The sequence below is a fragment of the Frondihabitans cladoniiphilus genome (genome assembly GCF_039544345.1).
Classification (GTDB): Bacteria; Actinomycetota; Actinomycetes; order Actinomycetales; family Microbacteriaceae; genus Frondihabitans; species Frondihabitans cladoniiphilus.
Genome location: NZ_BAABLM010000011.1, coordinates 1 through 12939 on the forward strand (window position 1 = coordinate 1; position 12939 = coordinate 12939).

9 protein-coding genes are annotated in these 12939 nt (G+C 71.7%); 6 read left to right on the plus strand and 3 right to left on the minus strand.

What is annotated here, in order from left to right; genetic code table 11:
* Positions 1-108 precede the first annotated feature (108 nt).
* A complete protein-coding gene (locus ABEA39_RS17170) occupies positions 109-1290 on the minus strand; it encodes an AI-2E family transporter (RefSeq protein WP_345377192.1) in 1182 nt (393 codons plus the stop codon).
* A gap of 40 nt (positions 1291-1330) precedes the next feature.
* Between ABEA39_RS17170 and ABEA39_RS17175 the strand changes: the two genes are divergently transcribed.
* The gene (locus ABEA39_RS17175) at positions 1331-2182 is read left to right on the plus strand and encodes a patatin-like phospholipase family protein (RefSeq protein WP_345377193.1); all 852 of its coding nucleotides are present in this window, start codon (positions 1331-1333) and stop codon (positions 2180-2182) included.
* A 4-nt stretch (positions 2183-2186) separates the two neighbouring features.
* On the opposite strand, the gene ABEA39_RS17180 is transcribed toward ABEA39_RS17175, so the two are convergent.
* A complete protein-coding gene (locus tag ABEA39_RS17180) occupies positions 2187-4454 on the minus strand; it encodes a transglycosylase domain-containing protein (protein ID WP_345377194.1) in 2268 nt (755 codons plus the stop codon).
* A 105-nt stretch (positions 4455-4559) separates the two neighbouring features.
* Between ABEA39_RS17180 and ABEA39_RS17185 the strand changes: the two genes are divergently transcribed.
* From ABEA39_RS17185 to ABEA39_RS17205, 5 genes are all read left to right on the plus strand, one after another.
* The gene (locus ABEA39_RS17185) at positions 4560-5660 is read left to right on the plus strand and encodes an acetamidase/formamidase family protein (RefSeq protein WP_345377195.1); all 1101 of its coding nucleotides are present in this window, start codon (positions 4560-4562) and stop codon (positions 5658-5660) included.
* Entirely contained in the window at positions 5653-7329 is a 1677-nt protein-coding gene (locus ABEA39_RS17190; RefSeq protein ID WP_345377196.1) for an AtzH-like domain-containing protein, read from the plus strand. The genes ABEA39_RS17185 and ABEA39_RS17190 overlap by 8 nt, the downstream gene beginning before the upstream one ends.
* A 218-nt stretch (positions 7330-7547) precedes the next feature.
* Positions 7548-8813 carry a pyridoxal-phosphate-dependent aminotransferase family protein gene (locus tag ABEA39_RS17195; protein ID WP_345377283.1) on the plus strand — a complete coding sequence of 422 codons (1266 nt, stop codon included), beginning with the start codon at positions 7548-7550 and terminating at the stop codon, positions 8811-8813.
* Positions 8810-10072 carry an allantoate amidohydrolase gene (locus ABEA39_RS17200; RefSeq protein ID WP_345377197.1) on the plus strand — a complete coding sequence of 421 codons (1263 nt, stop codon included), beginning with the start codon at positions 8810-8812 and terminating at the stop codon, positions 10070-10072. The genes ABEA39_RS17195 and ABEA39_RS17200 overlap by 4 nt, the downstream gene beginning before the upstream one ends.
* On the plus strand, positions 10069-11010 hold the full coding sequence (locus ABEA39_RS17205; protein WP_345377198.1) for a MurR/RpiR family transcriptional regulator: 942 nt from the start codon (positions 10069-10071) through the stop codon (positions 11008-11010). Before ABEA39_RS17200 ends, ABEA39_RS17205 begins: the two co-directional genes overlap by 4 nt.
* A gap of 532 nt (positions 11011-11542) precedes the next feature.
* Here the strand turns inward: ABEA39_RS17205 and allB are convergent.
* Positions 11543-12883: an allantoinase AllB gene (allB, locus tag ABEA39_RS17210; RefSeq protein ID WP_345377199.1), complete on the minus strand. Its 1341-nt coding sequence runs from the start codon at positions 12881-12883 to the stop codon at positions 11543-11545.
* Positions 12884-12939: the final 56 nt, after the last annotated feature.

The following is a 12939-nucleotide window of genomic DNA, read 5'->3' on the forward strand; positions in this document are numbered from 1 at the left end:
CCGCGCCTGACGCCGCGCCGCGCCTGACGCCGCGCCGCGCCTGACGCCGCGCCGCGCCTGACGCCGCCGCGCCCGACTCGGGCTCGACCCGACCCTCCCGCCGAAGCCCTAGGCCGGCTGGTGCCCCGTGTCCGGGACGACCTGCTCCGCCGCCTCCTGCTCGCCTTCCTTCTTCGAACCGGGCTCCCGCCACTTGCCGTGCGCGACATAGGTGACCATGACGTTGACGACCGCGATCGTCGGCACGGCGAACAGCGCGCCGGGCACGCCCGCGAGGTACGAGCCCCCGGCGACGGCGAACACGACGGCGAGCGGATGCACCTTGACGGCCGAGCCCATCACGAGCGGCTGCAGCACGTGGGCCTCGAGGAGGTGGACGCCCAGGACTCCGGCGAGCAGGATCACGGCCGGCCAGAATCCGACGAAGAGCAGGGCGATCACGACCGCGAAGACACCGCTGACGATGGCGCCGATCACGGGGATGAAGCTGGCCAGGAACACCAGGACGGCGATCGGCACGGCGAGCGGGACCCCGGTGAAGTAGGCGACGAGACCCACGCCGAGACCGTCCACCGCGGCGACGAAGATCTGCACGCGGACGAAGGTGGCCAGCGTGATCCAACCGGCCTGGCCGGCGCCGTCCACGGCCGGGCGGGCCTTCTTCGGGAACAGCCGGGTGGTCCAGCGCCAGACCCCCTCGCCGTCGATCATGAGGAAGATCGTCGCGAAGATGGTGACCAGGGCGTCGGCGACCAGGTGCCCGGCGGTCGAGCCGACGGAGACCACGCCGCTCGCGAGCGACTTGCTCGAGCTCTCCAGGGCGGCCAGACCCTTGTTGATGAAGCTCGTGTAGTCGGCGCTCGTCAGATTGAAGGGGGGCGCGGCGAGGATCCCCTTGATGTTGTCGAACGACTTGAGCGACTCCTTCTGGAGGGTCGGGAGGCCGGATCGGACCTGCCAGACGACCAGGAGGACGAGCCCGCCGAGCACGACGATGGCCAGAAGCAGCATCACGATGATGGCGATCCATTTGGGCCAGCGGTGCCGGACGAGCCAGGTCACCCCGGGCTTCAGGAGGGCCGAGATGAGCAGGGCGATCAGGAACGGCACGACGATGTCGCTCAGCTTCGCGATCAACCAGACCCCCACGCCGAGAACGGCGAGCACGACGAGGATGCGCCAGCCCCACGCTCCGGCGATGCGGATGCTGGGGGTGAGGGAGGCCTCCCCGGGGTCTGTCGCCGACGCCGCCGGGCGGGCCTCGTCGTCGGGCGTTCCGAAAAGTCTCATGCGAGCAGTCTCCCGGCTTTTCGCGGCTTAGAGTGACGGGATGACGAAGGATGCACTGGTTCTGGCAGGCGGAGGGGTCGCGGGAATCGCGTGGGAGACCGGGGTCCTCAGAGGGCTGGAGGACGAGCATCCCCGTCTCGTCTCCTCCCTCCGGTCGGAATCGACCCTGTTGGTGGGGACCTCGGCCGGATCGACCGTGGCCGCGCAGCTCGCCCTGGGCCGGGGTCTGCGCGACCTCTTCGACGCGCAGACCGCCGAAGAGTCGGCCGAGGTCTTCGCCGACATCGACCTCCAGGAGTTCGCCGCCGGAATGGCGGGGCTGCTGCAGGGCGGCGGCTCCCGCGAGGACCAGCTGCGGCGGATCGGGGAGATGGCGCTCGCGGCCGACACCCCGTCGACGGCCGTGAGGCACGCGGTGATCGAGGCGCGGATCCCGTCGGAGACCTGGCCCGAGCATCCCCTGCTGATTCCCGCGGTGGATGCACGGACCGGCGCCCTGCGCGTGTTCGACCGCGCCTCGGGCGTCTCGCTCGTCTCCGCCGTCGAAGCGAGCTGCGCGGTTCCGGGAATCTGGCCGACCGTCCCGATCCAGGGCCACGACTACATGGACGGCGGCGCCCGCTCGATCGCCAACGCCGACCTCGCTGCCGGAAGCGACCGGGTGCTGATCCTGGTGCCGTCGCCCGAAGTCGGCCCGTACGGACCGTCGCTCGCCCCGGACCAGCTCGAGGGCCTCGCGCCGGGCCGGGTGCACGTCGTGTACGCCGACGAAGCGTCCGTCGCGGCGATGGGGGCGAACCCTCTCGACCCGGCGGCCCGCCGGCCCACGGCGATCGCGGGCCGCGAGCTCGGGCGCCGGATCGCCGCGGACATCGCCGCGTTCTGGGGCTGACCGGCTAGTTGCTCGGGGTCGGCGTGGGGGTGCTGGTGCCCGTCGAGGTGCCGTCCGAGCTCGAGCCGTTCGAGGAGTCGCCGGAGGCGCCCGTGGACGACCCGCTCGACCCGCTCGACGCACTCCCGGAGGAGGCGCTCGACCCGATCTCCGAGGCCGGGGCCGTCGTGAAGGCGGCTCCGCCGTAGAGGGTGTCGAGCGAGGCGAGGATCGGCTTCGCGATGCTGAACTTCAGGTTGTAGCCGTACTTGCCGTTGACGTACGTCTTGTAGAAGTCGGCGCTGCCCGAGACGTTGCCGACCCAGGTGGCGGTGGCGATCTTCGTGGTCGAGGTGACGAGCCAGTTCTGCTCGGCGTCGTCGTTGGTGCCGGTCTTGGCCAGCATCGGCACCCCGTCGTTCGGGTTCGCCAGCGCGCCGGTGCCACCGCTCTTGAGCACGGTCTGCAGCGCGTAGGCCACGCCCGCGGCGATGTCCGACGGCATGCCCTGCGTGCAGGTCGTCTTCGATGCGGCGATCGCCTTGCCGGTCGGGCCGGTGATGCTGTCGATGGCGACGGGCGTGCAGACGACGCCGTTGTTCGCGATGCCGGCGTACGCGGTGGCCATGGTCAGGGGCGAGATGGCATTGATGCCGAGGATGCTCGACGGCACGCTGCTCAGGGATCCTCCCGTGGCGGCCGTGTGCACGCCCATCGACTTCGCGGTGTCGCGGATGGTGCAGAGGTCGAGGGTCCGCCCCATCTGGGCGAAGGCGGTGTTGATCGACTCGGCGGTGGCCTGGAGCACGCTCATGCTGCCCGGCACGCTCTCGGCGTTCGACACGCTCCAGGTCTTGCCGTCGTGGACGTTGGTGCACGAGTTGCTGAACTCGTTGTCGGGGAACGAGTGCTGCGACGTCGTCACGTAGTCGGAGAGCGAGTTGCCGGCCTCGAGCCATGCGGCCAGGGTGAACGCCTTGTAGGCCGAGCCGGTCTGGAACCCCGTCGAGCCGCCGTAGGCCTGGTCGGTGTTGTAGTTCACCGAGGTGGTCCCGGCGGTGTTCGAGCCGCCCTGGGTGTAGTCCGTGTTCTGCACCATGGTGACGATGCGGCCGGTGCCGGGCTCCACGGCCACGTTGGTCGCGCCGATGTTCAGCCCGGCGACTGAGGTGGGCATGTAAGCGCTCAGCGAGTCCTGCGCGACCTTCTGCTGGGCGAGGTTCAGAGTCGTGTAGATCTTGAGACCGCCCTGCGTCAGAGTCGCGTACCGGGCGTCCTGCGTCGTGCCGAAGGCCGCGTCGTTCTTGATCGAGTTGACGATGTAGTCGCAGAAGTAGCCGGCGTCGTAGGCGACCGCGGAGGCGCAGCCGTTGGCCGCCTGCGTGATCGTGGGCGTGATGGCGCTGGCCAGGGCCGCCGTCTCGTCGGCCTTCGAGATCATCGAGTGGTCGTACATCGACCGCAGCACGTAGTCACGTCGGGCCTTGGTCAGCACGTAGCCGTTCGCCGACCCGTTGGCGGTGTTCGTGGGCTCGTCGATGCGCAGGTTCGCCGGGTTGTTCACGATGGCGACGAGCGTGGCGGCCTGCGTGAGGCTCAATTGCGACGCAGATACCCCGTAGTAGTACTCGGAGGCCGCCTGGATGCCGTAGACGTTGCCGCCGAAGCCGACGATGTTGAGGTAGCCCCGCAGGATCTCCGCCTTGGTGTACTTCTTCTCGACGCTGATCGCGTACCGCATCTCCTGGAGCTTCCGCTGCGGGGTGACCGCCGTGACGTCGTCGTAGCACTGCAGGGCCTTGGTGGCATCGGTGTTCTCGGTCGCGCACCGCTCGACGAGCACGTTCTTCACGTACTGCTGGGTGATCGACGAGCCGCCCTGCACGTCTCCCCCGAGGGTCGTGGCGAGGATCCCCCGGATCGTGCCCTGTACGTCGATGGCGCCCTCCGTGTAGAACCGGGGGTCCTCGGCGGCGACCGCCGCCTGCTTGGCGAGGGTCGAGATCTGGTCGTCGGCGACGTCGGTGCGGTTCTCGGTGTAGAACGACGCGATCTTGACCTCCTGGCTGCCGTCCTTCGCGTAGATGCTCGACGCCTGCGCCGGCGCCGTGATCGCGAGGTAGCTGGGCAGCGAGTCGAACGCGTCGACGCCGGTCGTGACCGCGTTGCCGGCCACCACCAGAGACGGGACGGCGAGCACTCCGACCAGCACGCCGGCCACGACGGCCAGGCCGGCGAACCCCGCGATGGCGGGGAAGAAACGGGAGCGGGGGCGGGATGCAGAAGAACTCACGAACCTCGAGCCAATCCGACGACGCAAAGAACAAGCTGGGGGATCCGGGGAATCATCCCTCCGGCGGATGGCCAATAGGCTGGGCGGACCCGCGAAAGGACCCCCGTGACGACGACTCCCTCGGCCCAGGCCGCCCTGCAGCCCGACACGGGAGAGATCCCCGCTTCGGTCTATCTGTCCGCGGCGCTGCCGAACATCCTCTGGGGGAGACTGCCGTGCGCCGCCGACACGGCCGTGCTCACGGTGGCGCCGGGCACCGAGGTGACGATCGACACGATCAGCCACGAGGGCATCCTCGACGACCAGGGGCGTGACCCGGTCGCCTTCTTCGCCGGGCACGGCGTGGCTCGCGACGGGGTGCTCGACGATGCCGTCGCCGTGGCCGCGTCGACCGGCCTCCGCGACCCCGCCGTGGACGGCCCGCACGTCGTCACCGGACCCATCGCCGTCGAAGGCGCCGAGCCGGGCGACGTGCTGACGATGACGCTCGTCACGGCCACCCCGCGGGTGCCCTACGGCGTCATCTCCAACCGGCACGGGCGAGGCGCGCTCGCCGGGGAGTACCCGCAGGCCGAGGGGAACGTGAGCACGTTCGCGGCCGTCGCCTCCCGCGAGGACGGCACGCTGGTCGGAACGCTTCCGCGCATCCCCGGCGGTCCTCGCACCGTGACGTTCCCGCTGCACCCGTTCCTCGGCATCATGGGCGTCGCGGTTGCGGGCGGCGAAAGGCCGCACTCGGTCCCCCCGGGGGCCCACGGCGGCAACATCGACATCAACCTGCTGGTCGAGGGGGCGTCGCTGCACCTTCCCGTGCAGGTGCCGGGCGCCCTCGCGTACGTCGGCGACCCGCACTTCGCGCAGGGCGACGGCGAGGTCGCCCTCACGGCGATGGAGGCCTCGCTCCGGGTGACGGTCCGGTTCGACCTGATCAAGCGGGCGGATGCGGTGGCCGCGTTCGGCGAGATCGCCGGGCCGTTGGCCGAGACCGCGGAGTACCTCGTGCCCACCGGCCTCGACGAAGACCTCGACGAGGCCGTGCAGAACTGCGTGCGCGCCGCCATCGACCTGCTCCACGCCCGGTACGGCATGGATCGCACGCTGGCGTACGCCTACCTCTCGGCTGCGACCGACTTCGACATCTCGCAGGTGGTCGACCTGGTCAAGGGCGTCCACGCCCGCATTCGCAAGGAGGACTTCGATGTCTGACGCCGCCGCTTCCGAGGGCACCGAGCCCACCGTCCCCACCTCCGTCGTCGGCGACCTGCCCGACGGTCTGATCGAGGCGTTCGACGCCTACGAGGCGGCGCTCGCCGCGAACGACCAAGAGGCCCTGGCGGCCGCCTTCGAGGAGGGTCCCGACTCGCTCCGAGCCGATGCCGCCGGGCTCCTGGTCGGGCACGAGGCCATCACGGCGTTCCGAGGGCGTCGGAGTCAGGCGCCGGTGCGGACGATCGTCGAGTGCCACGTGCGGGTGCTGTCGCCGACGGCTGTGGTCGTGGTGTCGGTGAACGCTCCGGCGGCGGGCGGGAGGGGCATCCTCACGCAGCTCTGGAATCGCGGGGCCGACGGCGTGTGGCGGATCGGCGCCGCGCAGGTGCAGGCCCCGGCCCCCGTGTTCGACACCCGGATCTGGCGGGTCGTCGGGGCGCCGCTGGTGCTGTCGCCGGCCGGCTCGACCGCGGCCGGCTCGACCGCGGGTGGCGCCGGAGAGCTGGCGGGCGAGACCGTCGCCGTGAAGGACCTCTTCGCCGTGGCCGGCTTCGCCGTCGGCGGGGGAGTGCCGGCGTACCTGGCCGAGGCTCCGGTCGCCGAGTTCCATTCCCCGGCCGTGCAGGCCCTGCTCGACGCCGGAGCCGACCTGCTCGGGATCGCGCAGACCGACGAGTTCGCGTTCAGCATCGCCGGGCGCAACTCGGCCTACGGCACGCCGCCGAACGGGGCCGTTCCCGGAGCGATCTCGGGGGGATCCTCCTCCGGTCCCGCCTCCGCCGTCGCCCTCGGGCACGCGACCATCGGGCTCGGCACCGACACCGGCGGATCCATCCGGGTGCCCGCCTCGTACCAGGGTCTCTGGGGGCTCCGCACCACGCACGGCATCGTCCGCCGCACCGACCTGCTGCCCCTCGCCCCGACCTTCGACACGGTCGGCTGGCTGACTCGCGACGCCGGTCTCCTCGCCCGGGCCGCCGCCGCCACCCTGGGTGGTGCCGCCGGGCACTCCCCGTCGGCCACCCGACCCGCTCAGCGCGACGTCGACCCCGTGTTCGTCGTGGACCCGCGTCTCGTGGCCTCCGTCGCCCCCGACGTCCGCGAGGCCTTCGCCTCCACGCTCGCCGAGCTCTTCCCGGCCGACGCGGGCTCGGTCGACTCGGGCCCGGACGGCGCGGCCCCGGCCGATGTGGCCCTCGGCGATATCGCGCACCTGTTCGAGCTGTTCCGAATCGTTCAGGCCGCTGAAGCCTGGCGCACCCACGGCGACTGGATCTCCGCGCATCCCACGGCCCTCGCCCCGGACGTGATGGCTCGGTTCCGCTTCGGCGCCTCCGTGACGCCGACACAGGAGGGGGATGCCCGGGCCGAGATCGCCGTGCAGCGCGAGCACCTCGACCGCGTGCTCGACGACCGCATCCTCCTGCTCCCGTCCGCTTCGTCGGCGGCCCCGCCCCTGACCGCGACCGCCGCCGAGATCGACGTGGTGCGCTCGGGGACCCTCGGGCTGACGTCGGTGGCGGGGATCGGCGGGTATCCCGCGGTGTCGGCGCCTGTGATGCAGGTGCCCGGCGGTCCGGTCGGGCTGTGCCTCGTCGGCCCGCGCGGCTCCGATCTCGCGCTCGTCGAGATCGCGGCGTCGCTCGCTGCACGCCTCGGTCGGTAGCCGCAGTCGATCGCTAGCCACTGTTGGCCGGCGCCACTGTTGGCCGGCGCCGCGCGACGTATCTCGGACAACGAGACGTGCCGCGGCGCGGGGGACAGTCCGCGATACGTCGCGCGGCAGCGCGTTCCGAACGTTTACCCACGTGAAACAATCGTTGCAGTAACGTGAGTCGGGTGAAACAGTCCTTTCAGCCGATCGCCCCGCCCGCCCGACTCCTGATGGGCCCCGGCCCGATCAACGCCGACCCCCGCGTGCTCCGCGCCATGTCGGCGCAGCTCGTCGGCCAGTACGACCCGTGGATGACCCAGGCGATGGACGAGACGCAGGTGCTGTACCGCCAGGTCTTCCAGACGTCGAACGAGCAGACCATGCTCGTCGACGGCACCTCGCGCGCCGGCATCGAAGCGGCCCTCGTCTCGCTGATCGAGCCGGGCGACCGCGTGCTCGTCCCGATCTTCGGGCGCTTCGGCCACCTCCTCCGCGAGATCTCCGAGCGGGCCGGCGCCGAGGTGCACGTCATCGAGGTGCCCTGGGGTCAGGTCTTCACGCCCGCCGCCATCGAGGCGGCGATCACCGAAGTCCGGCCCAAGCTGCTCGCCGTCGTGCACGGCGACACCTCGACCACCGTCGCCCAGCCGCTCGACGAGCTCGGCGCCATCTGCCAGAAGCACGGCGTGCTGTTCTACACCGACGTCACCGCCTCGCTGGCCGGCAACACCTTCCGCACCGACGAGCTCGGCCTCGACGCCGTCACTGCCGGGCTGCAGAAGTGCCTGGGCGGCCCGTCCGGGTCGGCTCCGGTGACTTTCTCGCCGAGGGCGGTGGAGGTCATCACCGCCCGCAAGTCGATCGAGGCGGGCATCCGCACCGACGGCGACGCGGTGAGTGCGCACCCGATCCGGTCCAACTACTTCGACCTCGCGATGATCTTCGACTACTGGGGTCCGCAGCGCCTCAACCACCACACCGAGGCCACCACGATGCTCTACGGCGCGCGCGAGTGTGCCCGCCTGATCGTGGAGGAGGGGATCGACGAGACGGTCGCCCGCCACGAGGTGAACGGCCGCGCCATGCTGTCGGGTCTCCGGGGCCTCGGCCTCGAGATCTTCGGCGACACGGCCCACAAGATGAACAACGTCACGGCGGTCGTGATCCCCGACGGCATCGACGGCGACGCGGCCCGCGGCGCGATGCTGAACGACTTCGGCATCGAGATCGGAACCTCGTTCGGGCCCCTGCACGGCAAGGTCTGGCGGATCGGCACGATGGGCTACAACGCCCGCCAGGACGCCGTGCTGACGACGTTGGCCGCGCTCGAGGCCGTCCTCCGCCGCGGAGGCGCCGCGGTCACCGCCGGCGGGGGAGTCGGCGCCGCGTACGACGTCTACGACGATGCATCCCGCCTCGCCGTCGCGGAGCCCGATGCCGCCGCCCCCGCCGCCGCCACGGAGCCCGACGCCACCGCCACGGAGGCCACCCGATGAGCGTCGACGCCCTCACCATCCTCGACCGCTGCGAGGTCCTCGCCCGGCAGTCCTCCGACCCCGACGGCATCGAGCGCGTCTACCTCTCGCCCGAGCACGCGGCCGTCAACCTCCAGGCCGGGCACTGGATGTACGAGGCAGGCATGTCCACCCGCCTCGACGCCGCCGGCAACCAGATCGGGCGATTCGAGGGCGAGACGCCCGGGCTCCCGGCGCTGCTCCTCGGATCCCACCTCGACACCGTTCCCAACGCCGGCCGCTACGACGGGATCCTCGGCGTCATGCTCGCGATCGCCGTCGTCGACCGCCTGCGAGAGGCCGAGGCCGCCCTCCCCTTCGCGATCGAGGTCCTGGCGTTCGGCGACGAGGAGGGCACCCGCTTCGGCACCGCCCTGCTTGGCTCGCGCGCCGTGGCCGGCACGTGGGATCCCGCCTGGTGGGAGCTGCACGACAAGAACGGCACCACCCTCCGCGAGGCGTTCGTCGAGTTCGGTCTCGATCCCGAAGCCATCGGCGAGGCGGCCCACCGCTCGGGCGACGTCGTCGGCTACCTCGAGGCGCACATCGAGCAGGGCCCCTACCTCGAAGAGGGCGACCGCGCCCTCGCCGTCGTCTCCTCGATCGCCGGTGCGCGCCGCTTCGCCCTGACCCTGATCGGCGAGGCCGGTCACGCCGGCGGCGTCCCGTTCCACCGGCGGCACGACGCGCTGGCAGGGGCCTCCGAGATCGTCCTCGCGGTCGAGAAGCTGGCCCGAGACGCGGGATGCATCGCCACGGTCGGCCGGCTCCAGGCGTTCCCCGGGGGCGTGAACGTGATCCCCGGCCGAGTGGAGTTCAGTCTCGATCTCCGCGGCGAGACCGACTTCGCCCGCGACGCCGTCTGGGCCGCGATCCAGGCCGTGGCCGACGACACCTGCGACCGGCGCGGGCTGACCTTCGAGGTCGAAGAGACGCACAACGCTCCAGCCGTCGTCGCATCCCCTCGGCTCCAGGCCGTCATCGGGCGGGGCATCCAGGCCACCGGCGACGCCGAGCCCGAAGTGCTGTTCTCGAAGGCCGGCCACGACGCCATGGCCATCGCCGACCTGACCGAGTGGGCGATGCTCTTCGTCCGCAACGGCCGCGGCGGCATCAGCCACCACCCGGACGAGATCGTCACGGTCGACGACGTCGCCACCGCTCTCGACGCGTTCGAGGCGGCGGTGCTCGCGCTCGCGGAGACGTACCGATCGGGTGCGCACGCGACGCCCGCGCCGTGACCGGTTCCGAGACCGGGTCCGACTCCGGGGCAGGCTCCGACTCCGGGGCAGGCTCTGGCGGCACCGGTGACGGACCCGGCGACGGACCCGGCGGCACCGGTGACGGACCCGGTGGCACCGGTGACGGACCCGGCGACATCCGCACTCGCATCGACTCCGGCTACCGCGACCTGAGCCCGCAGGAGCAGCGCGCGGCCGACTTCATCCTCGACCACCTGGCGGACCTCGCCGTGTTCTCCGCCACGGAGATCGCCTCGCGGAGCGACGTCTCGAAGGCGACGGTGTCGAGGCTGTTCCGGAGGTTGGGATTCGAGAACGCGCAGGAGGTGCGCGACCAGGCCCGTGCATCCCGCGGCCGTGGGGTGCCTCTGGGGCCCGTCGGGTCGGCGTCCGCCCACCTCGCAGCGGAGCACGCCAACCTCGAGGGGCTGCTGCGGGGGCTCGGCGACGGCCGTCTCGAGGCCGCCGTCTCGGTCATCGCGCGCGCTCGGCAGGTGGTCGTGGTCGGTTTCCGCAACAGCTATCCCGTGGCGCTGCATTTGCGGCAGCAGCTCGCGCAGGCTCGCGACGGCGTGCGGCTCGGCCCGCAGCCCGGGCAGACCGTCGCCGAAGAACTCGCGGGGCTCACATCGGACGACGCCGTCGTACTGATCGGGTTCCGGCGTCGGCCGGCCGGGTTCGATGATTTGGTCGAGGCATCGGCAAGCCGGGGGATGCACGTGCTGCTCATCACGGACTCCGCGCGCTCGGTCGACGTGCCGGGCGTGATCCGCCTCGCGACTCCGATCGACAGCCCGTCCCCCTTCGACTCCTACGCCGCCCCGATGAGTCTCGTGAACCTGCTCGCGTCCGGGGTGCTCGCCGCCACCGGCTCGGCCGGACGGGCACGGATCTCGGAGGTCACCGGACTGTTCGAGGAGTTGGGCGAGCTGGAGTAGCGGGGCGGCGGGAGTCGCACGGGTGCGCGCCGTGCATCCCGTCGTGCACCGCATCGTGCCTCTGGTGTAGGGCTGCGCCCGGGTTGCGGGGGGCTGCACCCTTCCCGCCCCGAGCCGCACCCCTCTCCCGCGGAGCCGCACCCCGTTCCCGCGGACGCGCACCCCGCTCCCGCGGACGCGCACCCCCGTCGCGCCAGGGCACCCTGGTCGACCGGGGGTCCTCCGCGGTTCCGAGGGTGCGGGTGCGAGGGGAGGTCGGCTCGCACCCTGCTCGCGCCGAGCTGCACCCCGTGCCACCTGCGGGAGTCCCACGGGTGCGCGCCGTGCATCCCCCGTCTCTCGCGACTCCAGAACACGCCGCTCATGTTCCGCGGAAGCCGCGTGTTCTGGAGTCGGGCACGGGACGCCGCACACTCGACTCCACAAGATGCGGGCGGCGGAAGAAGTGAGCGGCGTGTTCTGGAGTCGGCCACGGAGTCGGCGGGCCGAGCCTCAGCCCGGCGGGCCGAACCTCAGCCCCGGTGCCCGAGCCTCAGCCCCGGCGGAGCAGGCGAGCGGGCTGGGCATCCTCGTCGACGAGCCGGCCGGCCACCCACGTGGCCGCCACCCGCCCGCGGAGCTCGCTCCCGTCGAACGCGCTCACGGGATTCTTGTGCGCGAGCGCCGTCGCGTCGACGGTGAACGTGGCGTCGGGGTCGAAGGCGACGAGGTCGGCGTCGGCTCCGACGGCGATGCGGCCCTTCGAGGAGAGCCCGACGAGGTCGGCGGTGCCGGTGGACATCCACTGCAGCACCTGCGGGAGTGCGATTCCGCGGCGGGCGGCACCGGTCCAGACGGCGCGGAAGCTCAACTCGAGGCCCGAGATGCCACCCCACGCGAGGTCGAAGTCGCCGTCGCCCGCGAACTTGAGCGCCGCGGTCGAGGGGGAGTGGTCGGAGGCGACGATGTCGATGGTGCCGTCGACGAGCGCCTCCCAGAGGAGCTCCTGGTTGTGGGCGTCACGGATCGGCGGGCAGCACTTGTACTGGGTCGCGCCGTCGGGGATGCTCTCCTCGTCGAACGAGAGGTAGTGCGGGCAGGTCTCGACCGTGATCCGCAGACCCTCGGCCTTCGCGGCCTTGATCTGCTCGAGCGCGGCCGCCGACGAGAGGTGCAGAATGTGCGCCCGCCCGCCGGTTGCGCGCACGGCGTCGATGACGTGCCCGATCGCCGACTGCTCCGAGGCCTCGGGGCGCGAGCGGACGAAGGCCCCGTAGGAGGTGCCCTCGGGCGCGGGGGAGGCGTCGAGGGTGGCGGGATCCTCGGCGTGGACGATCAGTAGCCCGTCGAATGCGGCGATCTCGGCCATGGCGGCGTGGAGCTGCTCGGTGGACAGGTGCGGGAACTCGTCGACCCCCGACGGCGACAGGAAGCACTTGAACCCGAAGACGCCGGCGTCGTGAAGCGGCTCGAGCGCGCCCAGGCTCGACGGGATCGCGCCGCCCCAGAAGCCGACGTCGACGACCGACTGGGGGGCCGCCGCGGCCCGCTTGAGGTCGAGCGCCTCGACTGTCGTGGTGGGCGGGATGCTGTTGAGCGGCATGTCGACGATGGTCGTCACGCCCCCACGCGCCGCCGCTCGGGTGGCGGTGGTGAAGCCCTCCCACTCGGTGCGGCCGGGCTCGTTCACGTGCACGTGGCTGTCGACGATGCCCGGGATCAGCACCTGCTCGTCGCCCAGCGTGATGTCGTCGGCGATGTCGAGGCGTGCATCCACCGCTTCGATCGCGGCGATCCGCCCGCCCTCCACCACGACGGCGGCCGGTCGGAACTCGCCGTCGATCAGGACGCGGCTGCTGCGGATGACGCGGGAGGGTGCGATGTCGTGGCTCACCCTCGCGATTTTAGAGGAGCGGGGGATGCGCGGGTCGGCCGGGTGCAGCGCGTCGC

What these genes read in the sequence shown, in the direction of transcription:
- ABEA39_RS17195 (WP_345377283.1), top strand. Translation starts at nt 7,548, where the DNA reads ATGGGCCCCGGCCCGATCAACGCCGACCCCCGCGTGCTCCGCGCCATG.
- ABEA39_RS17190 (WP_345377196.1), top strand. Translation starts at nt 5,653, where the DNA reads ATGTCTGACGCCGCCGCTTCCGAGGGCACCGAGCCCACCGTCCCCACC.
- ABEA39_RS17170 (WP_345377192.1), bottom strand. Translation starts at nt 1,290, where the DNA reads ATGAGACTTTTCGGAACGCCCGACGACGAGGCCCGCCCGGCGGCGTCG.
- ABEA39_RS17200 (WP_345377197.1), top strand. Translation starts at nt 8,810, where the DNA reads ATGAGCGTCGACGCCCTCACCATCCTCGACCGCTGCGAGGTCCTCGCC.
- ABEA39_RS17175 (WP_345377193.1), top strand. Translation starts at nt 1,331, where the DNA reads ATGACGAAGGATGCACTGGTTCTGGCAGGCGGAGGGGTCGCGGGAATC.